General features: G+C 59.9%; 24 protein-coding genes and 2 pseudogenes. 6 read left to right on the top strand and 20 right to left on the bottom strand.

Going from position 1 to position 26,025, the window contains the following annotated elements; genetic code table 11:
* Nucleotides 1-23 precede the first annotated feature (23 nt).
* The 14 genes and pseudogenes from ACTIEN_RS03890 to trpS form a co-directional block, all read right to left on the bottom strand.
* The gene (locus ACTIEN_RS03890; protein WP_439521790.1) at nucleotides 24-455 is read right to left on the bottom strand and encodes an acyl-CoA thioesterase; all 432 of its coding nucleotides are present in this window, start codon (nucleotides 453-455) and stop codon (nucleotides 24-26) included.
* Nucleotides 455-1,213: a TIGR02186 family protein gene (locus ACTIEN_RS03885; RefSeq protein WP_439521789.1), complete on the bottom strand. Its 759-nt coding sequence runs from the start codon at nucleotides 1,211-1,213 to the stop codon at nucleotides 455-457. The genes ACTIEN_RS03890 and ACTIEN_RS03885 overlap by 1 nt, the downstream gene beginning before the upstream one ends.
* Nucleotides 1,213-2,127, bottom strand: a complete 915-nt coding sequence (locus ACTIEN_RS03880) for a sulfite exporter TauE/SafE family protein (protein WP_439521788.1) — start codon at nucleotides 2,125-2,127, stop codon at nucleotides 1,213-1,215. The genes ACTIEN_RS03885 and ACTIEN_RS03880 overlap by 1 nt, the downstream gene beginning before the upstream one ends.
* A 153-nt stretch (nucleotides 2,128-2,280) precedes the next feature.
* The gene (locus ACTIEN_RS03875; protein WP_439521787.1) at nucleotides 2,281-3,246 is read right to left on the bottom strand and encodes an ABC transporter permease; all 966 of its coding nucleotides are present in this window, start codon (nucleotides 3,244-3,246) and stop codon (nucleotides 2,281-2,283) included.
* The gene (locus ACTIEN_RS03870) at nucleotides 3,246-4,337 is read right to left on the bottom strand and encodes an ABC transporter permease (RefSeq protein ID WP_439521786.1); all 1,092 of its coding nucleotides are present in this window, start codon (nucleotides 4,335-4,337) and stop codon (nucleotides 3,246-3,248) included. The genes ACTIEN_RS03875 and ACTIEN_RS03870 overlap by 1 nt, the downstream gene beginning before the upstream one ends.
* Nucleotides 4,338-4,785: 448 nt before the next feature.
* Nucleotides 4,786-6,351, bottom strand: a pseudogene (locus tag ACTIEN_RS03865) (ABC transporter ATP-binding protein); the annotation flags it as partial.
* A 94-nt stretch (nucleotides 6,352-6,445) separates the two neighbouring features.
* Complete coding sequence (locus ACTIEN_RS03860; protein ID WP_439521785.1) at nucleotides 6,446-7,450, bottom strand: BMP family lipoprotein; 1,005 nt, start codon at nucleotides 7,448-7,450, stop codon at nucleotides 6,446-6,448.
* 95 nt (nucleotides 7,451-7,545) lie between these two features.
* The gene (locus ACTIEN_RS03855) at nucleotides 7,546-8,013 is read right to left on the bottom strand and encodes a GNAT family N-acetyltransferase (protein WP_439521784.1); all 468 of its coding nucleotides are present in this window, start codon (nucleotides 8,011-8,013) and stop codon (nucleotides 7,546-7,548) included.
* On the bottom strand, nucleotides 8,010-8,579 hold the full coding sequence (gene tsaB, locus ACTIEN_RS03850; RefSeq protein WP_439521783.1) for a tRNA (adenosine(37)-N6)-threonylcarbamoyltransferase complex dimerization subunit type 1 TsaB: 570 nt from the start codon (nucleotides 8,577-8,579) through the stop codon (nucleotides 8,010-8,012). The genes ACTIEN_RS03855 and tsaB overlap by 4 nt, the downstream gene beginning before the upstream one ends.
* Nucleotides 8,569-9,132 carry a NifU family protein gene (locus ACTIEN_RS03845; protein WP_439521782.1) on the bottom strand — a complete coding sequence of 188 codons (564 nt, stop codon included), beginning with the start codon at nucleotides 9,130-9,132 and terminating at the stop codon, nucleotides 8,569-8,571. Before ACTIEN_RS03845 ends, tsaB begins: the two co-directional genes overlap by 11 nt.
* A 97-nt stretch (nucleotides 9,133-9,229) precedes the next feature.
* On the bottom strand, nucleotides 9,230-9,685 hold the full coding sequence (locus tag ACTIEN_RS03840; RefSeq protein ID WP_439521781.1) for a universal stress protein: 456 nt from the start codon (nucleotides 9,683-9,685) through the stop codon (nucleotides 9,230-9,232).
* 83 nt (nucleotides 9,686-9,768) lie between these two features.
* Nucleotides 9,769-10,629, bottom strand: a complete 861-nt coding sequence (locus tag ACTIEN_RS03835) for a branched-chain amino acid aminotransferase (RefSeq protein ID WP_439521780.1) — start codon at nucleotides 10,627-10,629, stop codon at nucleotides 9,769-9,771.
* 75 nt (nucleotides 10,630-10,704) lie between these two features.
* Nucleotides 10,705-11,187, bottom strand: coding sequence for a VOC family protein (locus ACTIEN_RS03830; RefSeq protein ID WP_439521779.1), 483 nt, complete (start codon nucleotides 11,185-11,187; stop codon nucleotides 10,705-10,707).
* A 93-nt stretch (nucleotides 11,188-11,280) separates the two neighbouring features.
* On the bottom strand, nucleotides 11,281-12,324 hold the full coding sequence (gene trpS, locus ACTIEN_RS03825) for a tryptophan--tRNA ligase (protein ID WP_439521778.1): 1,044 nt from the start codon (nucleotides 12,322-12,324) through the stop codon (nucleotides 11,281-11,283).
* A 77-nt stretch (nucleotides 12,325-12,401) separates the two neighbouring features.
* Here trpS and ACTIEN_RS03820 point away from each other — a divergent pair, with 77 nt between their 5' ends.
* On the top strand, nucleotides 12,402-13,091 hold the full coding sequence (locus tag ACTIEN_RS03820) for a rhomboid family intramembrane serine protease (protein ID WP_439521777.1): 690 nt from the start codon (nucleotides 12,402-12,404) through the stop codon (nucleotides 13,089-13,091).
* On the opposite strand, the gene murJ is transcribed toward ACTIEN_RS03820, so the two are convergent.
* Nucleotides 13,088-14,635 (bottom strand): murein biosynthesis integral membrane protein MurJ, encoded by a 1,548-nt coding sequence (gene murJ, locus ACTIEN_RS03815; protein ID WP_439521776.1) that lies wholly within the window; start codon nucleotides 14,633-14,635, stop codon nucleotides 13,088-13,090. The genes ACTIEN_RS03820 and murJ overlap by 4 nt on opposite strands.
* Nucleotides 14,636-14,923: 288 nt before the next feature.
* On the opposite strand from murJ, the gene ACTIEN_RS03810 reads away from it, so the two are divergent.
* A complete protein-coding gene (locus ACTIEN_RS03810; protein WP_439521775.1) occupies nucleotides 14,924-15,223 on the top strand; it encodes a hypothetical protein in 300 nt (99 codons plus the stop codon).
* A 119-nt stretch (nucleotides 15,224-15,342) separates the two neighbouring features.
* On the opposite strand, the gene ACTIEN_RS03805 is transcribed toward ACTIEN_RS03810, so the two are convergent.
* The 3 genes from ACTIEN_RS03805 to ACTIEN_RS03795 are packed head-to-tail and all read right to left on the bottom strand — an operon-like array spanning nucleotide 15,343 to nucleotide 21,216.
* A complete protein-coding gene (locus ACTIEN_RS03805) occupies nucleotides 15,343-17,232 on the bottom strand; it encodes a DUF4214 domain-containing protein (protein ID WP_439521774.1) in 1,890 nt (629 codons plus the stop codon).
* Nucleotides 17,233-17,264: 32 nt separating this feature from the next.
* The gene (locus tag ACTIEN_RS03800) at nucleotides 17,265-20,030 is read right to left on the bottom strand and encodes a [protein-PII] uridylyltransferase (protein WP_439521773.1); all 2,766 of its coding nucleotides are present in this window, start codon (nucleotides 20,028-20,030) and stop codon (nucleotides 17,265-17,267) included.
* A 4-nt stretch (nucleotides 20,031-20,034) separates the two neighbouring features.
* Nucleotides 20,035-21,216 carry a penicillin-binding protein activator gene (locus ACTIEN_RS03795; protein ID WP_439521772.1) on the bottom strand — a complete coding sequence of 394 codons (1,182 nt, stop codon included), beginning with the start codon at nucleotides 21,214-21,216 and terminating at the stop codon, nucleotides 20,035-20,037.
* Between the two features lie 89 nt (nucleotides 21,217-21,305).
* On the opposite strand from ACTIEN_RS03795, the gene rsmI reads away from it, so the two are divergent.
* The 3 genes from rsmI to gshB all read left to right on the top strand — a co-directional run bounded on the left by rsmI (nucleotide 21,306) and on the right by gshB (nucleotide 23,610).
* Nucleotides 21,306-22,163 carry a 16S rRNA (cytidine(1402)-2'-O)-methyltransferase gene (gene rsmI, locus ACTIEN_RS03790; RefSeq protein WP_439521771.1) on the top strand — a complete coding sequence of 286 codons (858 nt, stop codon included), beginning with the start codon at nucleotides 21,306-21,308 and terminating at the stop codon, nucleotides 22,161-22,163.
* A gap of 52 nt (nucleotides 22,164-22,215) precedes the next feature.
* Nucleotides 22,216-22,611, top strand: a complete 396-nt coding sequence (locus tag ACTIEN_RS03785) for a YraN family protein (RefSeq protein ID WP_439521770.1) — start codon at nucleotides 22,216-22,218, stop codon at nucleotides 22,609-22,611.
* 66 nt (nucleotides 22,612-22,677) lie between these two features.
* Nucleotides 22,678-23,610 carry a glutathione synthase gene (gene gshB, locus ACTIEN_RS03780; RefSeq protein ID WP_439521769.1) on the top strand — a complete coding sequence of 311 codons (933 nt, stop codon included), beginning with the start codon at nucleotides 22,678-22,680 and terminating at the stop codon, nucleotides 23,608-23,610.
* Between the two features lie 57 nt (nucleotides 23,611-23,667).
* On the opposite strand, the pseudogene ACTIEN_RS03775 reads toward gshB, so the two are convergent.
* A pseudogene (locus tag ACTIEN_RS03775) lies at nucleotides 23,668-24,273 on the bottom strand (ATP-binding protein); the annotation flags it as partial.
* Nucleotides 24,274-24,340: 67 nt separating this feature from the next.
* Here ACTIEN_RS03775 and ACTIEN_RS03770 point away from each other — a divergent pair.
* Nucleotides 24,341-24,811 (top strand): hypothetical protein, encoded by a 471-nt coding sequence (locus ACTIEN_RS03770; RefSeq protein WP_439521768.1) that lies wholly within the window; start codon nucleotides 24,341-24,343, stop codon nucleotides 24,809-24,811.
* An 11-nt stretch (nucleotides 24,812-24,822) separates the two neighbouring features.
* Here the strand turns inward: ACTIEN_RS03770 and ACTIEN_RS03765 are convergent, their stop codons facing one another.
* Nucleotides 24,823-25,551 (bottom strand): hypothetical protein, encoded by a 729-nt coding sequence (locus ACTIEN_RS03765; protein WP_439521767.1) that lies wholly within the window; start codon nucleotides 25,549-25,551, stop codon nucleotides 24,823-24,825.
* Nucleotides 25,552-26,025 lie beyond the last annotated feature (474 nt).

The following is a 26,025-nucleotide window of genomic DNA, read 5'->3' as shown; positions in this document are numbered from 1 at the left end:
GGTATTTGACGCCCGAAGAACTCCTAGGCGGTCAAGGTGGCAAGCCTTGCGCAGATCGCCTCGGGCAGTGGGGCCGGGCGGCTGTCGGCCCCCACATGCACCTGTGTAAAGAACCCTTCGGCCCCGGCGGTGTGGGACTCGTTGCCGAACAGGGCGATCTCGTAGCGGAACGACGTAGTGCCGATATGGGCGATGCGGATCCCGGCGGTCAGGATGTCGGGAAAGCCGAGTTCCGCATGATAGCGACAACCGCTTTCCACGACGAGCAATTTGGTTGCCTGCGGTCCCCGGATTTCGATCCCCTGGTCCATTTGCCAGAGGCTCACGGCAGTGTCGAACAGCGCGTAGTAGGTGGCATTGTTCAGGTGGCCGTATTCGTCATTGTCCTGCCAGCGGGTCGGCAGGATACGAAAGGCGCGGTAGTCTGCGCGGGTGCCCGGTGGTGTGTGCGCCATCAGCCGGACCGGATCAGGCGGAACGCCGCAGATGCCCCCCAGCCCGCAAAGATCGCGATGGCCAGCGACAGCAGGCCGTAGATCAGGGGTTGCTGGCGCGACAGGTTGAACAGCCAGCGTTCAATGCCGACTTTGCGAACGTCGATGCTGGTTTCGACCGACGACACGACCTCGCCCGACCGGGTCAGGAAAATGCGCGTGAGATAGGCGCCTTCGGTCAGGTTGGCCGGCATTTGTATGGCGGTTCGAAACAGCGTTGATTGCTGTAGTTCGACAGCCCCTTCCATGAGCGCGTAGAGGCCGTTGTCCTTGCGGATGCGGATCACCGCGTTAGAAAAGGCCTGCGGTTCGTTCACGTTCATCGGTGCCCCGACCGACCGGATTGCGCGCGGGATCGAGATTGTCCGGCGCAGGTCTTCGGTATCGGTGATCACCTCGCTCCACGGTGCGGATGTGGCGACGGCGTAAAAGCTGGGGGCGGCATCGACCTCGACGGAATCGACATTCATCCAGATGCCAAAGCGGCGTTCCTTGCGACGGACGGTGACCTGTTCGAGCGGTCCTGACACCGAAACAATGACCTGAAGCGGGGCGTCGGTCGGGATCGGGCGTTCCCGTTTGATCGCACCGTAGATGATGATCTCAGAGCCATCGAAATTGGTGGAGATAGACACCTGGTCCTGACTGAGGCCCAGCACCACTTCTTCGGCCCGCAACGGGGCCGCGATCAGGAAGAGGAACACCAGCAGCCAGCGCATCAGATGTCCCCGATCTGTGCGATGGAATAGAGTTCAGACGGCTGGATCAGCAGTTCCAGAGCGAGTTTGCCGCAGACAGCCAGAACCATGATCGCCAGAAGGATGCGCAACTGTTCGGCCTTCAGCTTGGTTCCGATTTGCGACCCGATCTGTGCGCCGAAAACGCCGCCGATCAAAAGGAACAGGGCCAGCACCATGTCCACGATATAGCTTGTCGTGGCGTGCATCAGCGTGGCAAACCCGGCGACGAAGATGATCTGGAACAGCGAGGTTCCGACCACGACCTTTGTCGGCATGCCCAGCAAATAGATCATCGCCGGAACCATGATAAAGCCGCCGCCCACACCCATGATGGCGGCAAGGACACCCACGAGAACCCCGACCACCAGCGGCGGGATCACCGAGATGTAAAGCCCCGAGGTCCGAAAGCGCATCTTGAACGGCAGCCCGTGAATCCAGTTGTGCTTTTTGCGGGGGGGAGGTTTTCCGCGCCGCGTGTTGCGAATGGCATTCAGGCTTTCGACAAACATCAGTCCGCCGATCACGCCGAGGAAGATCACATAACACAGCTTGACCAGCAATTCGACCTGACCAAGGCTTTTGAGATAGTTGAAGATCCAGATGCCGATAGCGGCACCGACAAGACCACCGATCAGCAGGACGATGCCCATCCGGAAATCGACGGTCTTTCGTCGAATATGCGCCAGCAGTCCCGAGAAAGATGCGGCGACGATCTGATTGGCACCGGTGGCCACGGCAACCGCCGGGGGGATGCCGATGAAGAAGAGCAGGGGGGTCATCAGGAACCCTCCGCCGACACCAAACATGCCGGACAGCACACCCACCAAACCTCCCAGTCCCAAGAGCAGGAACATATTGACCGAGACCTCGGCGATGGGGAGGTAGATTTGCATGGTTGTCCTTAAACCCAACCTTTGTTCCGTTTCAAGCGGCCCAGCGCCGCAGGTGCAAAAAGGACTTACGTTTCCCTCTCAACTGGACTCAGCCACGGGCGGTTGATGCGGTGATGCATCAAAGCGTTTCCGTTGATGGAAACGCCCCGCGCCTCACCGCTCCTTGACGTAGGGTTCCCCACCTGCACGGGGCGGGATTGCCTTGCCGACAAACCCGGCAAGGATCACCACGGTCAGGATATAGGGCAACGCATCCATGAACTGCACCGGCACGACAAACACGCCAAGGTCGATATTCTGGTAGCGCAGGGCAACCGCCTGCAAGAGACCGAACAACAGGCAGGCATACAGCGCGTACCACGGCCGCCACTTGGCAAAGATCAGCGCCGCCAGCGCGATGAACCCCCGTCCGGCGGTCATGTCCTTGACGAACCCCGCCTGAAGCGCGGTTGCCAGATAGGCTCCGGCCACGCCGCAGAGAATGCCGCAGATGCCCACCGCAACGTAGCGCAGCCCGACAACCGACACGCCCGCCGTGTCCACGGCCTCCGGGGCTTCCCCCACCGCGCGCAGACGCAGGCCAAAGCGTGTGCGGAACATCAGCCACCATGTCAGGGGGACCATTGCGAAGGCGACGTAGACAAGGATCGAATGGCCCGAGATCAGTTCGGCGTAAATCGGGCCGATCAGGGGAACCCCGGACAGCGTGTCCGCCCCCGGCAGAACAATGGGTTCAAACCGACCCGCCCCAATCAGGGATGGGGTGCGCCCACCCTGGTTGAACCAGTCCTGCGCGATCAGGACGGTGAGACCTGCGGCGAGAAAATTGATGGCCACACCCGAGATAAGCTGATTGCCCCGGAAGGTGATCGAAGCAAGCCCGTGCAGGATCGACAACGCGAGCGATGCCGCGATGCCTGCACCAAGCCCCATCCAGACATCGCCGGTGATGGAGGCAACTGCGGCCGAGAAAAACGCGGCGGCCAGCATCTTGCCCTCAAGCCCGATGTCGAAAATCCCGGCGCGTTCGGAAAACAGTCCGGCCAGGCAGGCCAGCAGAAGTGGGGTGGCAAGGCGAACAGTGCTGTCGAGCACTTGCAGCAGAGTTGCGAAATCCATCAGGCTTTCCTCCGGGCCGCGAGGAAGATTTTTTCAAGCGGCATGCGCACCATGTTGTCAAGCGCTCCGGTAAAGAGGATCACAAGCGCCTGAATCACCACGATCAACTCGCGCGGGATGTTTGTCCAAAGGGCCAGTTCTGCGCCCCCTTGATAGAGGAAACCGAACAGGAGCGCGGCCAGCAGAACGCCCAGCGGATGGGATCGACCCATCAGCGCCACGGCGATGCCGATGAACCCGGCACCTTCGGTGGCGTTCATCACAAGGCGTTCGGCCTCGCCCATCGTGGTGTTGAGCGCCATCATGCCAGCAAGCCCACCCGAGATGAGCATTGTCACAACGGTGATTTTTACCGGGTTGATGCCCGCGTATTTGGCGGCGGAGTCCGAGTGGCCGAAGGCACGGATTTCGTATCCAAGCCGGGTGTGCCAGATCAGGACCCAGACAACCAGACAGGCAAGAAGCGCCACAAAGAACGTGACGTTGGCCGGGGCACCGCGGAACATCGGCTCTGCCGCAGTTGAAAACATGTCCTGGAAGGTGGGCAGCGTGGTTGCCTCGGGAAAGCGCGCCGTGGCCGGGTCCATCGCGCCCTGGGGGCGCAGGACGTTGACGAGAATATAGTTCAGAACCGCCGCTGCGATGAAGTTGAACATGATCGTTGTGATCACGATATGGCTGCCGCGCTTGGCTTGAAGGTAGGCCGGGATCAGCGCCCAGAACGCGCCGAAAAGCGCGGCAGACACGGTCGCCCCGATCAACGCCACATACCAGTTGGGCCACGGGATATAGAGACAGGCCAGCGCCACACCCAGACCCCCGATCATTGCCTGACCTTCGCCGCCGATATTGAACAGGCGGGCATGAAAGGCCACCGCAACCGCAAGACCGGTGAAGACGAAGTTGGTCGCGTAATACAGCGTATATCCCCAACCGGAGGACCGCATCAGCGCGCCATCGACCATCAGCTTGAACGCGGCAACCGGATCTTCGCCAATGCCGATAATCACCAGCGCCGACAGGATCGCGGCAAGGATGAGCGAGATCAGGGGGACAAGGACCGCATCGGCCCAGCCGGGCATCTTATCCATCTTTGTCACTTTCTTGAGAGTCTTTTTCTTGAGAGTCTTTTGCGGGTCTTGGGTTCTTTGGCACGGAAGGGGCTGCTTGCGAGATCGTCGCGCTTAGGCTGAAAAGGCTTTCAGAACTGGATCTTGGCGCATCTGTATCTTCTGCCGGGGTGGTCGAGAATTCTTCGACCACAGCCTCTTGTTGCGGCGGGGCGTCGGCTGCGACAGCCGTCTCTGCCTTGACTTCTTCAGGTGGGTCCGAGTCCGCCGAAGCGGCGTCTGGCTGTGGTGGCTCGGTTTCTGCGGGCACAGTGTCGGTTGCGTCTGCTGCTGGTTCTGGGTCGCCCTCTGTCTCTGTCTCTGTCTCTGTCTCTGTCTCTGTCTCTGTCTCTGTCTCTGTCTCTGCCGCTTGCTGCAGTTCGGTTTCCGTCATGGCCATCGGGGATGCGGGCATTGCCGCGTGGGCGGTGTCGGTGATGCCGGCCATCAGCAGACCCAGTTCCTGTTCGTTTGTTTCGCCGGGATCCCGTTCGCCCATGATCTGTCCGTCAAACATCACCGCAATTCGATCCGAAAGCGAGAAGATCTCGTCCAGTTCGACGGACACCAGAAGGATCGCCTTGCCTTCGTCTCGCAGGCGAATGATCTGCTGGTGAATGAATTCGATCGCACCAATGTCCACGCCGCGCGTCGGTTGACCGATCAGAAGGATGTCCGGATTGCGTTCGATCTCGCGCGCCAGCACGATCTTCTGCTGGTTGCCGCCGGAAAAGTTGCGGGCCGCCAGTTTCGGGTTCGGTGGACGTACGTCGAAACGCTCCATCTTGGCGGCGGCTTCGGCCTTGATCGCGGCGTTGTTCATCAGCGGGCCGGACTGGATTTTCGGATCGCGATGGTAGCCGAAAATGGTGTTTTCCCAAGCCGAGAACGGCATGATCAGACCTGCGCGGTGACGGTCTTCGGGAACATGGGCGATACCGCGCGCGCGCCGCGACTGGCCGTCAGAGGCGCTGCCGGTCAGGTCGATTTCCTGTCCGTTGACCCGTATCGTGCCGGTGCCGTTGGCATATCCACCCAGCACTTCAAGAAGTTCGGATTGTCCGTTGCCTGCAACCCCGGCGACGCCAAGGATTTCCCCTGTCTTCACCTCAAGGGAAATTCCCTTGAGCCGCTCGACGCCTTTATCATCGGTGAGACGCAGATTTTCGATCTCGAGCACCGGCTTGCCAGGCGTTGCGGCTGCCTTGTCGACCTGTAGCAGAACCTTGCGCCCCACCATCATTTCGGCCAGCCGTTCGGGGCTGGTTTCGGAGGTTTGCACGGTTGCCGTCATCTCACCGCGCCGCATCACCGACACGGTGTCGGTGGCGTTCATGATCTCCCGCAGTTTGTGGGTGATCAGGATGATCGTCTTGCCCTCTTTGCGCAGGTTATCAAGGATGCGGAACAGGTGGTCGGCCTCGGCGGGTGTCAGAACGCCGGTCGGTTCGTCCAGAATGAGGATATCCGCCTGCCGATACAGCGCCTTGAGGATTTCCACACGTTGCTGGTGGCCGACGCTGAGGTTTTCGACAATCGCGTCGGGGTCGACGTTCAGTTCGTATTCCTTGGCCAGTTGCTTCAACACACCGCGCGCCTTGTTCAGCGACGGGCGGAGCAGGGGGCCGTCTTCGGCACCAAGGATGATGTTTTCCAGGACAGTAAAGTTCTGCACCAGCTTGAAATGCTGGAAGACCATCCCGATCCCCGCTTTGATCGCGGCCTGGCTGTCGGGAATTTCGGTCTGTTTTCCGTTGATGAAAATCTCGCCGCTGTCGGCTTTGTAGAACCCGTATAGGATCGACATCAGGGTCGATTTTCCCGCACCGTTTTCACCGATGATCCCGTGGATCGTGCCGGGTTTGACGCTGATCGAGATGTTCTTGTTGGCCTGAACCGGGCCAAATGCCTTTGAAATGCCTTTCAATTCGATCGCGGGGGCGACTTGGAGAAGTGTGGCGTCGGTCTCGGGGGGGGCGGCAACAGCGGTGGTCATGAACTATCCCTGCGTCAGTCTTCGGGTCTGTCGCCCGATACATGGCGGAGCGGCCGTTTCCGGCCGCTCCGTACCTCTTGTCGGGTTCGCGCGCTCAGAAGTTGACCGCTGGGCAGCTGTCGTTCGCGTAGTAGCTGACGACCTCGATCTCGCCGTCAATGATCTTTTGACGCGCTTCTTGAACTGCGGCCATCATCTCTTCTGTGACCAGACCTTCGTTGTTCTCGTCCATTGCAACGCCAACGCCGTCCTCCTCGAGGCCAAGCGTGATGCCGATGCCTGTTTCAAGATCGGTGCCGGCTGTCATCGAGTCATAAACCGCGACATCGACCCGTTTGAGCATCGACGTCAGAACCTTGCCTGGGTGAAGATGATTCTGGTTGCTGTCGACACCGATGGACAGGATATCCTCGTCAGCGGCGGTTTGAAGAACGCCGACGCCCGTGCCACCAGCAGCGGCATAGATCACGTCAGCGCCCTGGCTGATTTGCGCCTTGGCCAGTTCGGAGCCTTTGACGGGATCGTTCCACGCGGCCGGTGTTGTACCCGTCATGTTCGCGATCACCTCGATATCGGGATTGACCGCTTTGACACCCTGGGCATAGCCGCAGCCGAAATGACGGATCAGCGGAACATCCATGCCTCCGATAAAGCCTACAGTGCCGGACTCGGACGCCATCGCCGCCATCATGCCAACAAGGTAGGAGCCTTGATGTTCCTGGAAGGAGATCATTTGAACGTTCTCGGGGATCTCGGGCAGGAAGCCGTCGATATTCACGAATTTCGTGTCCGGATAATCCGGAGCGACCTCTTCGATAGAGGATGCGATGGCAAAACCAGTCGTAATGACCGGGTTGGCACCAGCTTCGGCAAAGCGGCGCAACGCCTGTTCGCGTTGAGCTTCGGACTGGATCTCGATTTCAAGATACGAACCGCCGGTTTCCTCGGCCCAGCGCTCTGCTCCGTTGAAGGCGGCTTCGTTGAAGGACTTGTCGAATTTGCCACCCAGATCGTAGATCAGGGCCGGTTCGGCCACAGCCGCGCCAGCGGTGAGCGCCAAAGCAGCGGCGGCACCGTAAAGTTTTGTCATAAGGGTCATTTTCAGCTCCCAGGTATTGGACTGCGACGGCTATATTGCGTCGCTTGATTAGATCGGTTGATCAGATGCAATTAACTGTTACGCGGATCAAAGGGTCAACCGCTTTTTGACGTTGCCCCGTGTGACGTTGACGCATCATTTGCTTGACCTCGCGCTATGGCGCGTGAAAGCAGCACCGCATCGTCCTTTGTGCCATCGCGCAACGTGTAATATCCCCGTCGCGTGCCAACCGGGGCGAATCCCTTCGCGTCATAAAACGCGCGCGCCGCGTGGTTGCGGCTTGCCACGTCCAGAAAGATGCGATCGGCATGGGCTGCACGCGCTTTCTCGATCAGGTCGGTGATCAATGCAGACCCGACACCGGTACGCTGGGCCTCGGGATCCGTGGCAAAGGCGAGGATTTCGCACTCTCCTGCCACGATCTGCGCAATCAGCCCACCATGGGTTTGGGTGAGAAAGACAACATGCGGATTGGCGAGTGTGTCGGCGATTTCATCGGCTGACCAGGGGCGCATTTCGCAATAGGCACGATCCATGATCCGAGCAAAGGCGGCGGGAGTCACGGCAGGATCACCGGTGCGCGGTCGCGCGCAGGGGCCGCATCGGCAGGTTTGATGTAAAGCGGTTTGGGACGGTCTGATTGCTGTGCATCTGCCTTTGCCGCGACCTGAGCGATGGCGGCGATCAAGGAGTCTGCGGAGGGTCCAAAGACGGCGTCCGGCGTGGCCGCGACCAGTCGAGGTGGCGACCCCGGCCTCTGGATATAGAGCATGTCGCGCGGCGCGGTGACGGCGGCTGTGACGCCCGGTGTCACATGGTGGATCGCCTGAAGGGTCGACACGCCGATGGCCGGAATGCCCAGCCCCAGCGCCAGCCCGCGCGCAGCAGAGACCGAAATGCGGATGCCGGTGAAATTTCCCGGACCGACTCCCACGCCAATGCGGGTCAGGTCGGCCCAGGTCTTTGCCTGTTCGGCCAGAAACGACTCGAGCATCGGCATCAGGTGTTCTGCCTGTCCGCGCGCCATATCATCTACGCGGGTTGCAACGATCCTGTCGCCACAAAGCAAAGCGGCTGCGCAATGCGCAGCCGATGTGTCAAATGCCAGAAGTGTCGTGTCAGACGGCAACCGGGCGCACCTCGGTCACTTCGGGGATATAGTGGCGCAGCAGATTCTCGATTCCCATCTTGAGCGTCAGGGTCGAGGACGGGCAGCCCGCGCAGGCGCCCTGCATGTGCAGGTACACAACGCCACGTTCAAAGCCGTGGAACGTGATATCGCCACCATCCTGAGCCACGGCCGGGCGCACGCGGCTGTCGAGCAACTCCTTGATCTGACCCACAATCACGCCGTCTTCACCGGTGTGTTCGGCATGGCCTGACGCAGCCTTTGCATCGCTGGACATCACCGGATCACCGGACTGGAAATGCTCCATGATGGCGCCAAGAAGCGACGGTTTGAGATGATCCCAGTCCGTTGCATCTTCTTTGGTGACGGTGACAAAGTCATGCCCGAAGAACACGCCTTTCACACCCGGAACACCAAACAGACGTGCTGCAAGCGGCGATGCCGACGCGCCGTCAGCCGATGGAAAATCGGCAGTGCCCATATCAAGCACGGTCTGTCCGGGCAGGAATTTGAGCGTGGCCGGGTTGGGCGTGGATTCGGTCTGGATAAACATGGCGTCCCCTCCTGATCGCTGACACTTATATGCGGTGCCATACGGGCAGCGTCAAGGTTTAGAACTGTTCTAAACCTTGATGGCGGCGTGACAAAGGTCAGGTGATTGCTTCAAGCCGCTCTTTCGACAATTCGCCCGGTACGATGGTGATCGGGATGGGCAGGCTGCCGGCGTTCTTGGTCAATTGCGAAACCAGCGGGCCGGGGCCCTTCTTGCCGGAATTCGCCCCCAGCACCAGCACGCCAATATCCGGGTCTTCGTTCACCTGCGCGATGATCTCTGTCACCGCTTCACCTTCGCGGATCACCAGTTCAGGATCCACGTTCTGCTTGTCGCGCATCCATTTGGCGAAGACCTCGAAATGCGCGTGAATACGTTCCCGCGCCTCTTCGCGCATGACTTCTCCAACACCGATCCAGTGGTTGAACTCGTCGGACGGAATGATCGAGAGGACTTCGACCCCGCCACCGGTATTGGCGGCCCGCATCGCTGCAAACCGCATGGCGTTCAGGCACTCGCGACTGTCATCCAGCACAACCAGAAATTTACGCATAGAGGTTCTCCCGTCGCGGATCATGACGCAGGAACGGAACCCGTGCAATAGATCTTGGCATTGGGATCACACGACGCCCGGTTTCATCCGGAATGCGCCCAGTCCCAATACATCTCGCGCACGCGCCGGGTGACGGGGCCAACCTGATACGAGATGTCTTCGAACCCTACGACCGGTGTGACCTTGTTCATGTTGCCCGACAGGAACACCTCGTCCGCCGCTTCGAAATCGGCGAAGGTCAGGACGGCTTCGTGTACCGCCGTGCCATCGGCGCGCAAGTTGGCCATGTGCCGTGACCTTGTGATCCCGGCAAGGAAGGTGCCATTGGCGATGGGGGTAAAGACCTCACTATCCTTTACCATGAACACGTTGGCGGTCGCGCTTTCGGCGACATTGCCCATCGCATCCGTCACCAGCGCATTCTGAAAGCCGCGCGCCCGCACTTCGGCCAGCATCCGCGCGTTGTTGGGATAGAGACAGCCCGCCTTGGCATTCACCACGGAACTTTCCAGAACGGGGCGGCGGAACTGGGTCTTGCCCAGTGACACGCTGGCCGTTTCAGGCGCCATCGGGATTTCTTCAAGACAGATTGCAAATCCGGTCTTGTCCGCCTGTGGCACAATCGCGGTCAAGTCGCCGTCGATGGCCCAGTACATGGGTCGGATATAGACCGCCGAGTCTTTGGGATAGGCGCGCAGTCCGTCCCAGACAATCTGGACCATGTCCTCGGCGCTGACCGTCGGGGTCACCATCAGGGCTTCGGCAGAGCGGTTTACCCGCTGGCAATGCGCAAGCAGGTCGGGTGCCACGCCATTCACATAGCGCGCACCGTCGAACACGCCGCTGCCAAGCCACGCGCCATGATCAGCGGCATTCATCACGGCGACGTCGCCGTTGTGCCAGGTTCCGTTGAAATAGGTGTGGATGTTCTTGCCGGTTGCCATGGGGACCTCTCTCGTTGTGGCGCACGTTAGGTGCGGGACACGGGAAGGTCCAGACCGTCGGCGCAGGTTCGGATGCTACGCCAGCTCCTGAAGCAGGGCGTCAAGGTCAAGCGGGCTGTTCATCATCTCCAACTGCCCGTCTGGAGTGCGCGGCCATTCGGGTTCCGGACGGTCGCGATAGATCTCGATTCCGTTGCCGTCGGGATCGCTGAAATAGATCGCCTCGCTGACGCCATGGTCTGCCGCGCCTTCAATCTCGATCCCCGCATCCAGAACAGATTTGAACGCCTGCGCAAGGGCCGCGCGGTCGGGATACAGGAAGGCAACGTGAAACAACCCCGCGCTGCGTTTCGGAGCGGATGGCCCGCCTTTGCTGAACCAGGTGTTGAGGCCAATGTGGTGGTGATAGCCGCCTGCCGACAGGAACGCGGCGTCCTCACCATATTTCTGGGTCAGATCAAAGCCCATCACATCGCGATAGAACGCAATGGACCTCTCTAGGTCCGAAACCTTGAGGTGAACGTGGCCAATCCGTGTCTGTGTATGCGCCTTGATCATGCTCTGTCCTTTCGACCGTCATGATCAGAGTATCCTTGCGCGCCAGTGTGGAAAAGGGTCCAGGACGCGCAAGTTATGTGCGTTTGTGCGGCCTCAAGCGACCATTCCGACGATCTCGTAAGTCTGTTTGAGGATAGGTGAGGCAATCGCGCGTGCCTTGTCCGCCCCTTTGCGCAGGATCGCGTCGATCTCGTCGGGTTGTTGCATCAAACGGGCCATCTCGGACGAGATCGGCGACAGTTTGTCCACAGCAAGGTCGGACAACATCGGTTTGAATTCCGAGAACGGCTTGCCGCCGACATCCCGCAGCACATCGTCGACCGACTGTTCCGACAGGGCCGCGTAGATGTTGACGAGGTTGCGCGCCTCGGGTCGGTTTTCAAGTCCTTCGGCCTCGGACGGGAGGGGATCAGGATCGGTCTTGGCCTTGCGGATTTTCTGCGCAATCGCGTCGGCATCATCGGTCATGTTGATGCGGCTGGCATCTGAGGGATCGGACTTCGACATCTTCTTCGATCCGTCACGCAGCGACATGACACGGGTTGCCGCACCTTCGATGACCGGTTCGGTCAGCGGAAAGAAATCGGTCTTGAAATCATGGTTGAACTTGGTCGCAATGTCGCGCGCCAATTCAAGATGTTGCTTCTGATCCTCGCCAACCGGCACATGGGTCGCGTGATAAATCAGGATGTCCGCTGCCATCAAGGCAGGGTAGGCGAACAGGCCCAGAGAGGCGTTCTCCTGGTTTTTTCCGGCCTTGTCTTTCCACTGCGTCATGCGTTTCATCCAGCCCATGCGGGCGACGCAGTTGAAGATCCACGCAAGCTGAGCGTGTTCCGGCACCTGGCTTTGGTTGAACAGGATAGATTTTTCCGGGTCGATGCCGGCCGCAATAAAGCCTGCGGCGAGTTCTCGGGTTTGGCGGCGAAGCGCATCGGGGTCTTGCCAGACAGTGATCGCGTGCATATCGACCATGCAGTAGATGGTCTCGAACCCTTGGCCCTGCATTTCGACGAAACGCTTCATTGCGCCCAGGTAGTTGCCCAGTGTCAGCCCCCCCGAGGGCTGAATCCCCGAAAAGACGCGGGGCGTGAAGGCACGAGAGGTTTGGAGCCCCTCGGAAGGTGCCGCAGTCATGGCAAAACTCCATCTGGCAAAAGTGCTGTCGGTGCCTTACCCATGACCCCCAGTGCCGTCAAGCAAGGGCCCATACCGTGACACATCCCCATAACGAACCCCCGTTGAACCCGCTTCCTCCGGTGGTGATTGCGCTGTTCCTCGTGATCGTCGGGATCGAGGTTGTGTTCAACCTGGGTGCGCGTGGGCTGATGGGGGGCCCGCAGGCGGTGGGTTGGCGGCTTGGCACGTTGGAACGATTCGCCTTTTCCGCAGAGATTTTCGCCTGGATGCGCGAGACCGGACGCTGGCCGATCGAACATGTCCTGCGGTTTGTGTCCTACCCGTTTGTGCATGCCAGCTTTACCCATGCGCTGTTTGCCGGAGTCATGCTTTTGGCCTTGGGCAAGATGGTGGGCGAGGCGATGGGCAGTCTGGCTGTCGTGCTGATCTTCTTTGGCTCCGCTGCCGGTGGCGCCTTGATTTACGCGCTTTCGATTGGCAGTTCCGCACCACTTATTGGCGCGTTTCCAGCGGTTTACGGGCTGATCGGCGGGTTCACCTACATGCTTTGGCTGCGGCTGGGTCAACTGGGCGAAAACCAGATCAGGGCGTTTACCCTGATCGGATTTCTGCTCTTGTTCCAACTGATTTTCGGCTTGTTGTTCGGAGCGAATTCAGAGTGGGTTTCCGACATTGCAGGCTTTGCGATTGGCTTTGCTCTGTCGAGTGTTCTGGTTCCCGGAGGTTGGTCAAAACTGGTCGACCGCCTGCGTCAACGCAACTAGCCGTTCCGTCTGCGAAACGCAGTGCGGAATTCCCGAAGCGAGAACGCCCCGACCAGTTGGCCGAGGATCGCGTAACTGACCATTCCCAACGCAATCAGCGCGGCAAGGGCAATGAAGCGAATACCTGAAATGGCAAAAAACGGACCAAGCAATACAGTGCTGGCCCAAAGCACCGCACCCATCATGACCGAGGCCATGCAAACCCTCCAGATGCGGCGGCGGAACTGGTCGTCGAACCGCGCCACATCGCCCAGTTTTCGCCCCCCTTGGGCGAGCAGAAAGACCATGACCCACCCCGCCAGAGTCGTGGCAATCGCAGGTGCGATCCAGCCCAGAACCGGCGCCAGCCCAACCGCCACGAACGCATTGATGATCATGGCCCAAACCGCATAACGGAAAGGGGATTTCGTGTCTTCGCGCGCAAAGAAAAGGGGCTGCAAGACCTTCTGCAAGACAAAGGCCGGAAGCCCCAAACCATAGATCGCAACGGCCACCGCAATGGCGGCTGAATCGTCCGGCCCCGTGGCCCCTCGTTCGAACAGAACCGTGACAACCGGAAGCGGGATCACGATCAACGCGACGGCGGCCGGGATGGTCAGTGCGAGGGACAGTTCACCCGCCCTTGAGAACGCGTGTTTGGCCCCTGCGTCGTCCTGTGCGCCGAGGCGTCGTGAGAGGTCTGGCAAAAGGACGATGCCAACCGCGATTCCGACCACGCCGAGGGGCAGTTGATAGAGTCGGTCAGCGGCGTAGAGCCATCCGACGGCCTTTTCGAAATGTGACGCAACCTGTTGACCAACAAGCAGATTTATCTGCATCACACCACCGGCGAGGGCTGCCGGAACAGCGACAACAACCAAGCGCTTCATCTCGGGTGTCCACCGGGGCCAAGTGGGCCTCAGACGCACCCCGGCGCGATCTGCGGCAATCCAGACGAGGGCAAGTTGGGCCAGCCCCGCGACAGGGACTGTCCAGACCAGCCAGCGGATCACTTCTCCTCCGGAATAGGCTGCCCAAGCCATTGACAGGCATACGAAAATATTAAGGAACACAGGTGCCGCCGCCGCCGCCGCAAAGCGGCCCGTGGCGTTCAGGACGCCCGAGAAAAGCGCGGTCAGAGAGATCAGCAGGATGTAGGGAAAGACGATCCGTCCAAAATCGATCGTGAGGTCAAACCGGGCGTCGCCGACAAAGCCGCCAGCGGTCAGCCAGACGAGGGCAGGCATGAAGATCATGGCCACCGCGCTGAGGATCAGAAGGACGAAGGCCAGGCCGCTCAGGGCCTGATTGGCGAAGGCCACGGGATCGTCATTGACCTCTAAGCGTTTGGAAAACATCGGAACAAAGGACGCGTTGAACGCGCCTTCGGCGAAGAAGCGGCGGAACATGTTTGGCAGACGGAAGGCCGCCACGAAGGCGTCCATGACGGGGCCAGGACCGATGAAGGCAAGGATCATGACTTCGCGCAGCACGCCCAGAATGCGGCTCATGAGGGTCCAGAAGCCGACGGTGAGAACACCGGAAATGAGGCGGATCGGTTTCATGCGGGCTCCTTGCGCGTGAAAGACGGGTAGAGCAGAAATCGTCCGGCGAAAAGTACCTGTTGTACGGTTGGTGAGGCGGATCCGTACGGTTCAACGGGGGATTCGAGGGGAATCCGGCGGGTTTTAACGATTTGGCGGGCGGGTCGGGTCGAACTGTACGGTTCGGACGGGGGAATGGTACGGAGTTTCCGTACAAGTCTGCATTCGGAAGAAACGGCGTCGTGGGGTTACGATTTCTCAACCTTTCGACAGCAAATTGGTCTGACGCGATTGTCGGGGGACTGCCTTTTGTACAGTTACAAATCCTCTTCGCTGGAGGAGATCAGCACTGACTGGCTGCGCAGCAACCTGCGGTTGGTGCTGGAACAGGTGAATTTTCACAGTGTCCAATACGCCATCTTGCGCCGGGGGCGGTCTGTGGCGGGGATTGTGCCCATCGCCGAAGCGCACGCGCTGTTCGAGGCCACGCGCGCGGATCGCAAATACCGCGATAAGCACCGTGATCTGAAGACGCAGGACAAACCGCGGCTGCGCGAGGCGGTGACAGACATGGCTGGGCATGACGCGACCGGCAGGCTCTCCATCTGATGACGGCTCGGCAGACCCTTCGGGCAAGCCCGTCCACCCGTCCCACCGGCGCAACACGGCCGTTCAGGATTATGTGCGGATTTCTGTGGTTGGCGTGCTGGGGCGTGTTGTGTCGGATCCTAGACAATATCCGCAAAAGGGGTTTCGACAACGCCGATGACAGGCATCAGCAATTCCGTATCGCTGCTTTGTGCCGCCGACAGCGCCGTATCCGCAAGCGATTGTGCGGCCGCGAGGCTGCTTTCGGTGCCGTTGAAGGCTGCCATGACATCGTTGGCCTCAGTGATATTGTTCTGCCCCTGAATCACCGCGTAATAGAGGCCGATATCGGTCTTGGCTTCGATATAGGCGACATCAGCGGGCGATCCAGTGGCTGCACGTGCGCCCGCAAGAAGATCAAGGATGAAACCGCTTTCGGTGATGTTGCCGGTGGCCAGTTGCCCGGTCCAGAAGTCGAACCCGGCCTGATCGGCATCGCGGCCAAGCACATTGTTGTAGACCGCCTGAACAAAATCCCCGTCGCTGACATCAGAGTAAAGCGCGACGGTTTCCGGCTGGGTGAAGAAGAGGTCGGCGATGTCCTCGAAGGAAAATCCGTTCTTCTGAAAGGCGGTGGCCCAGAACGACAGGCCAAGCGCATCGGCGGCGCGGTTGAAATAGGCGATGTAAAGTTCGGTCAGGGTGGTCAGGTTTTCAGCAGAGATCAGGCTGATCCCGTCATGTTTGTTCAACTCGATCTGAACGCCGCCCTGGGTCTCGATGGCTTCGACGTTGAGCAGGGCGGTGCTGCCGACTGGATTGCTGCGATCAACCAGGGTGCTGACGCCACTTTCGAAGGTGAGCGTAGCCTGTCCCTGTGCCATGGTATCGAACCTGACCGTATCGGTGCCATTGCCGCCATCAACGCTGTCTGCGCCGGTGTTGGTGGCCAGAAAGACATCATCACCGTCATAGAAGCGAACGAACTGGTTGCCTGCACCATCGCTGACGCGGTCGTTGTTGTCGGTGGCAAACAGGATCGTTCTGAATGGCGTGCCGGTGAGGTCGAGGGTTTCGGCAAAGCCGAAGCCGTCATCGGCTATGGTTCCCGTTGCGAAATCAAGATCGAGACCCGAGGTTGCGTCGCCGAAAAGGAAATCCAGAATGGGGATCGCTCCATCCGCCTCGATCACATAGCTGTCAGCCCCCGGTCCCCCGATCAGAGACAGGACCTGACCGGTGTCGAGACGGATATCATAGCTGTCTGCGCCAGCCGTGCCTTCCAGGCCAAGATAACGCCCAAGCGCAACATTCACGTTTTCCAGAGTGTCGCTAAAGCCGGTGCCCGAGATGCTCCCGGTGTTGGCTGTGCCATCGACATCGAAGATCACGGGTGCGCTGATCTGGTCGTAGTCAAGGATGTACCCCGCTGCCGACGACCCTTGGGGCAGGTCAAAGAAGATGGTGTCATCCCCTTCGCTTCCCGAGATGCGATCTCCGTCTTCGCCATTGTTGCGCGTGTCGATGATATCGTCGCCGGAGCCGCCCGAGACACTGTCATCGAAGGGAGAGCCGATGACCGTGATTGGCTGTGATAGCAGGGGCAGAAACGGTTCCCAGGCGATTTCCTGATCAAAGCCGCTGCGGGCGTCACTGGCGTCGATCGTGATGGGGCCGGCGCTGTTGAACAGGGCGGCTATCGCGGTGAAGTCGCCGGTTTCGTCGATATCGAACAACGCGGATTGAAAGGCTTGGGCGCTCCAGTTGATATTGGTGATGGTGCCCTGACGAATGCCAAGCCCATTGAATTCGATCGAGGTGATTTGCCCGGTGGTGATAAAACCAAGCGGGCTTGCCGCGAAACCGGCACCGTTGAGCGTCACAGAGACGCCCGCTTCGGTGAATTGGGTGTGGCTGAACACGATCTCGGTCGGCGTGACCGAAGTGATATCGACGCTCAACGCGCCATCGAGATCAAAAAGCGACTGTTCAAGGAAATACGAATTATTGCCGGTATAGGCGAATTGCATGCGGGTCTCCTAGTGCTGGACCGGGGCCTGGGTCATTCTTTTGCCCGTGCCGCCCCTTCAGAAATTGCGCTGCGCAGTTTGGTCTCAAGGGCCTTCTGCTTGCTTTGGGAATGGAACTTCAGGCCGAACATGTCCTTGACGTAGAAGGTATCGACCACCTGTTCGCCATATGTCGCGATCACGGCGGACGCGATGTAGACATTGGCGTTGGCGAGCGTCCGAGTCAGATCGAACAGCAGGCCGGGGCGGTCGCGTGTGTCGACTTCGATGATGGTGTAGATTTCGGACCCTTCGTTGTCGAAGGTGATCGAGGTGGGCACCTTGAAGGCACGTTCGCGTTTCTTGATCTTGTCGCGCGGTTTCATCGCCTCGCGGGGGACAACGTCTCCGCGCAGAGTCTTGGAGATGGTGTCGCGCAGGCGCGGGATGCGGACGTCTTCGTAGGGCGATCCATCGCCGTCCTGAATCCAGAAGGCGGCTGTGGCAAAGCCGTCTTTCGACGTAAAGGTCCGGGCATCGACCACGTTCGCCCCGACCAGCGCCAGGGCACCGGCGAGCCGGGAAAAGATGCCGGGGTGATCGGACAGGGCGAAGCAGACCCGGGTTGCATCGCGGTCTTCGTCAGGGTGGATGTCGATGCGAATCTCGTCATCGCCGATATCGCGCAGCAGCTTGGCAAAGACCTTGTGCGCCGTGATGTGCAGGCCCTGCCAATAGGGCGGGTAGTGGCGGCCGGTTTCGATGCGCAGGTCGCGTGCGTCCCAATCGGCGAGGGCGGCGCGCAGCGCTTTCTTGGCCTCGGCGCCGCGGTTCTCGCGGTTGAGCGCCTCCATCCCGTCCTCGAGTCCGCGGCGGGTCTGGCGGTAGAGCGCGCGGATGAGGACGGCCTTCCAGTTGTTCCAGGTGCCGGGCCCGACGCCGCGGATGTCGCAGACGGTGAGCACACAAAGCAGGTCGAGCCGTTCGCGGGTCTGCACCGCCTTGGCGAAATCGCGCACGGTGCGGGGGTCGGCGATGTCGCGTTTCTGGGCCATGTCGGACATCAGCAGGTGATAGCGCACCAGCCATTCGACGGTGGCGCATTCCTGTTTGTTGAGGCCGAGCTGAGGCGCGACCTTGCGGGCGATCTTGGCACCGAGGATGGAGTGATCCTCGTCCCGGCCCTTGCCGATGTCGTGCAGCAGCAGCGCCACATAGAGCACCTTGCGGTTGACGCCGTGTTTGAGGATGGAGCTGGCGACCGGGAGTTCTTCGACAAGGTTGCCGTTCTCGATCTCGCTCAGGTGCCAGATGCATTGGATGGTGTGTTCGTCCACCGTGTAGTGGTGGTACATGTTGAACTGCATCATCGCCACGATCGGTTCGAATTCGGGGATGAAGGCGGACAGTACGCCAAGTTCGTTCATGCGGCGCAGGGCGCGTTCCGGGTTGCCGTGTTTGAGCAGGAGGTCGAGAAAGATGCGCTGGGCCTCTTTGGTGTTGCGCATGTCGGTGTCGATCAGGTGCAGGTTGGCGCTGATCAGGCGCATGGCGTCGGCATGGATCAGAAGGCCGGTGCGCAGCGCCTCTTCGAAGATGCGCAGCAGGTTGATCTTGTCCGCAAGGAACGCCGCGTTGTCGACGATGCCGAGACGGCCGTTGACCACTTCGTAACCGTCCTTGATCTTGGGCGCGCGTTTCAGAAGCCGCATCAGAAGCGGCGGTTCCTTTTGTTGCGAGGCTTCCAGCGAGGTCAGGAAGATACGGGTCAGATCGCCGACAGAGGTGGCGTGACGGAAGAAGTCCTGCATGAAGATCTCGACACCGCGACGCCCGCCCTTGTCGACATAGCCCATGCGGTCGGCCACTTCGACCTGCATGTCGAAGGTAAGCTGTTCGGTAGCGCGACCCGAGGCGAGGTGCAGATGGCAGCGCACCGCCCAGAGGAAGTTTTCGGCTTTGACGAAGGTGTCAAACTCCTCGGGCTGGAAGACGCCGGCGCGCACCAGTTTGCCCAGATCGTCGGTGTGGTGGATATATTTTGCGATCCAGAACAGCGATTGCAGGTCACGCAGCCCGCCCTTGCCTTCTTTTACGTTGGGTTCGACCATGTAGCGTTGGCCCTGCTTGACGTGACGCGCATCGCGTTCGGCAAGCTTGGCTTCGACGAATTCAACCTCGGTGCCGCGAAAGAGTGTTTTCCAGAGTTTGCCGTCAAGGTCATCGGCCAGCGGTTCATGACCGACCAGAAAGCGATGTTCGAGCATCGCCGTGCGGATGGTGAAATCCTCGGCTCCGAGGCGCAGGCAGTCTTTGACGGTGCGCGAGGAATGACCGACCTTCAGCTTCAGATCCCACAGGATGTAGAGCATGGATTCGATCACGCTCTCGGCCCATGCGGTGATCTTGTAGGGTGTCAGAAACAGCAGGTCGACATCCGAAAACGGGGCCATTTCACCGCGGCCATATCCCCCCACGGCCAGCACCGCCATGCGTTCACCTTCGGTCGGGTTGGGGTTGCGGTGGATGCGTTCGGTGACAATTTCGAAGGTCAGGCCAACCAGTTGATCGGTCAGCCATGTGTACCCGGTTGTGACAGGCAGCGCGTTCCTGGGCTGTGCGTCCAGACGGGCCGAGATCGCGGCGCGGCCAGATGCCTGCGCGTCCTTGAGAACCGTGACCGTCGCCGCGCGGACTGTGCGTTCATCGGTAGAAGCCCCGACGGCTTGCCACAGAGTGTCGCGCAGTGACGGGACATCCAGGACATCGGAAAACGTGTCGGACACCACGGGGGCGTCCGACGCGGTGGACTTGGTCAAGGACTTAGAAGCCTGCGCCGCCGAAGCCGGATGGGGCTGGGTCAAGGATGGTCACCTGGTTGTTGCGCACGGTCGCGATTGCGAGGCCGCGTTCATTGGTTCCGTCCGGGCGGATTCGGAAGACGCCGTTGGCCCCCTGAAAGCCCGAGCTTTGTGTCAGCGCCCGGACGCTGAGCGCGTCCGAACGGCCCTGTCGTACCAGAGCGCCGATGGCGGCGATACCGTCAAATGCAAGACCGGCGAGCGGGTGTGGCGCCTGTCCGAACTGCGCGGTGTAGCGACTTTCGAAGGCGGCTTTTGCGGCCGGGTCGGGCAGGGTGAAGTAACCGCCCTGGGCGCCGGGCATCGACAGGATCTGTGCGGGCACATCCCAACGGGCCAGGCCCATGTATTGCGTGGCTGATGGGCTGATTCCGGCTTCGGGCATCAGTTGCAGCAGCGTCGGCAATGCGCCGGCAGCGTTCGAGGTCAGAAAGACCGAATCCGCACCCGTGGAGTCAAGTCTGCTGCGGATTCGCGGCACGGCCGAAGCGACGCCCTCTTGAGAAAACGCAAAGGATTCGACACCTGCCACGCGGACACCATTCTGGCTTGCCGCCAGTTGAATCGCGGATTTGCCGAATTCACCCTCGACGTTTTGCGGATGCACGATCACGACGGATGTTCTGCCCTGACGGGAGGCGTAGCGCAGCAAGCGGTCGGCTGTGTTGCGGAAGGTCGGGCCCAGGATAAAGACGTTTCCGCCTGCAATGCTTGGGTTGTTCGAGAAGCTGAGCACGTTTACGCCATTGTCGGCAACGGCCACACCGGCGGCGTTGGCGGCTTCCCCAAAGAGCGGTCCGAGGATGATCTTTGCGCCTTCGGCCACAGCGGTTTCGGCCTGCACCGCAGCGCGCTGGGCGTTGCCTCCGGTGTCGTAGACGCGCAGGTCGATCTGAACACCGTCCAGCGAGGCCAAGGCAAGGCGCGCGGCGTTTTCAAGGCTGGAAGCCACGCCACCTGCACCGCTGTCGCTGCGCGGAATCAGCAGGGCAACGGGGATCGGTGCGTTTGCGTTCACGCTGGGTCCGGACCCCGCTCCGGGCAACGCCGTCATGCTTGGATCACAGGCGGTCAGACCCATGAAAGCGGCAATCGCCACGGCTTTGCGCAACAGCTTGCGGGGGGTGGACAAAACGGCCAACATAAAACGCACTCCCTTTTCGTGCGCCGAGACGTCGCGCACGGTTTGTTGAATGGGGGCGATCATAGACAACGCGAAAGGCGGGTCCAGACATGAATTGGCAGACACGCGATATCGCGCCGGGGTTGTATCTGGTGGCGACGCCGCTGGGCAATGCGCGCGACATCACACTGCGCGCGCTGGACCTTCTGGCAGCGGCGGATGTGCTGGCTGCAGAGGACACGCGGTCCTTGCGGCGGTTGATGGATATTCATGGCGTCCCCGTCGGCGACCGTCCGCTGGTGGCCTATCACGACCATAATGGCGACCGGGCGCGGCCCCGGTTGATGGCGGCTTTGGAGGCGGGGCAGTCGGTGGTTTATGCGTCAGAGGCGGGAACGCCGCTGATTTCCGATCCGGGGTTCGATTTGATGCGCGCGGCGCTGGAGGCGGGCCATGCCTGCACCACGGCACCGGGGGCAACGGCGGCGGTGGCGGCGCTGACCCTGTCGGGATTGCCGTCGGACCGGTTCCTGTTTGCGGGGTTCCTGCCCAACAGCTCTGGCAAGCGCAAGAAGGCGCTGGCGGAGTTTGTTGCGGTGCCTGCCACGCTGATCTTTTATGAATCGCCCAAGCGGCTGGGGGCAATGCTGCGGGATGCGGCAGAGGTGCTGGGCGCGGACCGGGATGCGGTGGTCTGTCGGGAGTTAACCAAGAAGTTTGAAGAGCGTTGTGCGGGGGGTTTGTCGGACTTATCAAAGAAGTACAGCGACGAGACGCCCAAGGGAGAGATCGTTGTCCTGATTGATCGCGGGGCGGGTGTGCAGACGGATCAGGCCACGCTGGACGCCGCGTTGCAGGATGCCCTGACGCGACTTTCGGTCAAGGATGCGGCGAGCGAAGTGGCCCAGACATTTGGTGTGTCCCGGCGGGATGCGTATCAAAGGGCGATGGCGTTAGGCGAAAATTAGATGGTTTGGTTCAGGGTGAGTCTGGCCAGGGTGATTCTGGAAGGGGCGATGGATGCCGTTTGATTTTCGAAATGACCGCGACCGCGTCGGGGATGCCCGGCGCACCAATTACCATGCCGGGCTGAGTGCCGAACAGGCGGTGGAACGGCATTACCGCGATCAAGGTGCCATCCTGCGCGAAACGCGGTGGCGCGGGCGGTGTGGGGAAATTGATCTGATCCTGTCAGAAGGTGACACGGTGGTCTTTGTCGAGGTCAAGAAAAGCCGAACCCATGCCCAGGCGGTACAACGCGTGACACCGCGCCAATTGGCACGGATTCTGCAAAGCGCCGAAGATTATCTTGGGTCCTGCCCGAACGGAAGCCTGACCGATGCGCGCCTCGATGTGGCCTTGGTGGATGCCCAGGGGGTGATCGACATCATCCCGAATGCCAGCTTGGCCTTGTGATTGCCTGACCTTGCGTGCCCCAATGGCTTGGGCCATTAGGAAGGCAGAGTTTTCAGGGGGCAGCACATGAAAATCGCGTTTCAGATGGATCCGATTCAATCGGTCAATATCAACGCTGACAGCAGTTTTCGACTGGCCGAAGAGGCGCAGGCGCGCGGGCATGAGCTTTTCTTCTACAGCCCGGACAAGCTGGCTTATGACGAAGGGCGCATTCTCGCGGTCGGGCAGAGCTTTACGGTGCAGCGGGTGCAGGGCGATCATGTGGCGCTGGGGCCTTTTGAGCAGGTCGATCTGGCGGATTTCGATGTGGTCTGGCTGCGGCAGGATCCGCCGTTTGACATGCATTACATCACGTCGACGCATCTGCTGGACCGGCTGAAGGGCAAGGCTTTGGTGGTGAATGATCCATTCTGGGTGCGCAATTACCCGGAAAAGCTGTTGGTGCTGGATTTTCCGGATTTGACACCGCCGACGATGATCGCGCGTGATCTGGAGACGATCAAGGCGTTCAAGGCGCGCCACGGGGATATCATTCTTAAGCCGCTCTACGGCAATGGCGGGGCGGGGGTGTTCCGGCTGGATGCACGGGACCGCAACCTGACCTCGTTGCACGAGCTGTTTACCGGGTTTTCGCGGGAGCCGTTGATTGTACAGAAATTCCTGCCGGACGTGTCTGCGGGCGACAAGCGGGTGATCCTTGTGGATGGCGACCCGGTTGGCGCGATCAACCGGGTGCCGGCGGAAGGTGAGACGCGGTCGAACATGCATGTGGGCGGTCGGCCCGAAAAGATCGGGTTGAGCGCGCGTGATCTGGAAATCTGCGCGCGGATCGGGCCGTTGCTGAAGGAGAAAGGCCAGGTGTTTGTGGGGATCGACGTGATCGGGGACTACCTGACTGAAATCAACGTGACGTCGCCCACCGGCATTCAGGAACTTGAGCGGTTCGACGGCATCAACGTCGCTGCAACCATCTGGCAGGCGATCGAGGCGAAACTCTGACAAGTGTTCCACAGGCCTTGTGTGCCTGACAGCGGCGCTGGGGGCCTTTTGCCCTTGTCATGTGGTGCCTTTGGGCAATCGGTAACTTAGCGCCTCGGCGACGTGGTCGCGGGTGATGGTGTCGGTGGCTTCGAGATCGGCAATGCTGCGGGCGACACGAAGCACGCGGTGATAGCCACGCGCCGACAGGCCAAAGCGGTCTGCGGCGTTGGTCAGGAGGGCGCGGGCCGTTTCGTCGAGCAGGGTTGATTGATCCAGCAGTTCTCCTTCGAGATCGGCGTTCTGGCGCATGCCGGGATGGCTCTTGAGCCTGTCGGTCTGGATTGCGCGGGCGGCGGCAACGCGGGTGGCGATGTCCCGGCTGGTGGCCCCTGAGCCGGGAAGGTCGAGGTCACGGAAAGCCACTGGAGGCACATCGACGCGCAAGTCGAAGCGGTCCATCAAGGGGCCCGAGATGCGCCCCATGTAGTCTTCTCCACAGTTCGGCGCGCGCGAGCAGGCGCGGGCAGGGTCGCTCAGGTAGCCACATTTGCAGGGGTTTGCCGCGGCGACCAGCATGAAACGGCAGGGATATTTGATATGTGCGTTGGCACGGGCGATCATGACTTCGCCGGTTTCGATGGGTTGGCGGAGCGTTTCCAATACGGCGCGGGGGAATTCCGGTATTATGGAGCAAACTCACCAAATTTAATGACTAGTACGCCACATATGATGATGTTATGCTGTGAGCATGAAAGACACAGTAGATTATGAGCGCCCGAACACTGTATCGGGACTGGTCGCAAAGCACGCTGAGTTGTCCGCGCTGCGCGACCGTTACAAAGCGGAAATCAAAAAGCTGACGGTTGACATAGATCACCTGGACGCCGCAATCCGCCTGTTTGATCCAGACGCGGACAGCTACGCGATAAAGCAGTATGTGACCAAACACCGAGCGCAGAAAGGCACTGTGAAGCGGTTCGTTCTGGATTGCCTGCGTGAAGCCGAAGAACCGCTTACATCGCGCCAGATAACCGAGAAATGGGCCGCAGATCGGGGGCTGGTCTGTGATGATGCGACCTACGCCACACTGCGTAAGCGCATCGGGGCTTGTATAAAGGGCTGTAGGGATCAGGGGCTGGTTGAAGATCACGGCTGGACGCGTGACCATGACGGGAACGGGCCGTATAAACTTTGGGCATTGAAAAAGGGCGGCGTGTGAGCCGCCCTTTTTTACTCTTCTGACAAGAAATCCTCTAAGGCAGAGATCTTCTTCTTCAAGCGCTGTAGTCCTTCTAGGTCCATTAGTGCCGATATGTAGACTTGACCCCCTCGAATCTCAGCGTTGATTTTGTTTAGGCCAGCTTCTACGGGCAGTGCCGAAGGATGCGGCGCGACTGGTTCCGACTGTGAAGTGCTAAGCAACTGCGTATCCTTATCTTTTTCCGAAATACGCAAAGACTCTGCCTGCATTGGCACTGACGGTCCATAACTTTCGCTAGCGCTCTCTTGCTGTACAAATTGCTGCGTCTCAAGGTAAGATTTCATAGCCGGATCAATGGCCGCAGAAACGAAGCCCTCCCTCGACAAGTAGTTTCTCAAACTGTGGTCTGATGGCTGCCCCTCTGGGAATTTTGCCGAAATCCGCCCAAAAAGCACAGGCCTGTTAGCGGCCTCTCGAATTGCCTCTGAACGGGATTCAGTAGATTCGGGGAACAAGATGTCAATCGCAAGCTGTGACACCCGCACTTCACCTTTTGATACCTTCTCTAAAAGACCAAAGTGCATCAAGGCAGAGATCGCACGATCAGAGGTCCCGGTGGTGCCAGCGTAACCCATGTGACGCGCAGCTACTTCTCTCGAAACTGGGTTAGTGTAGTCCTGATCGTGAATTTTTCTTATATTATCAATACACTCCTTGAGGCTTGTATTCGGATATCCTGGACTTCTTTGCCTTGCCATGCCGCCAACTCCATAAATCTTGCTGTCCAGATAGCGTAAAACACCAACTGGCGCAACAAAATTCTAAGCCAAATGCGCCGTAGCGCATTGACAGGCGGTTTGACTGGTTCTAGGAGTCGATGTGGGCGCATGGGTTGCCCCAACATGTAGAAGGATTCGCCATGAAGATACCCAGAGAGCCTTGCTCCGTAAGCTGTGCGGCGTTGCAGGGGGACTAACGGGAAAGGCCGACCAGCAATAAAGCGGATCGGCCCCCCATAGCAGCAATTAACCGGGGCAGAATTCACCCTGTCAAAAGCGATCTAGACACTCGCAATATGACAAGAGTTCTGCCCCATTTCAAGGGAAACCCTCTCAATAGGAGACGGGGCATGAATACTGGTGTCTTTGTGAACGCATACGAGCGCGTTCGCTTTGGCAGGGTAGAGCGTGTCTGCGCCCACTGGCGTAGCCGCTAACCCGCGCAAAGCACGA

Source organism: Marivita sp. (genome assembly GCF_051859345.1).
Classification (GTDB): Bacteria; Pseudomonadota; Alphaproteobacteria; order Rhodobacterales; family Rhodobacteraceae; genus Marivita.
Note: the sequence above shows the minus strand (reverse complement) of the source record. Positions and strands in the feature narration are given on the sequence as shown.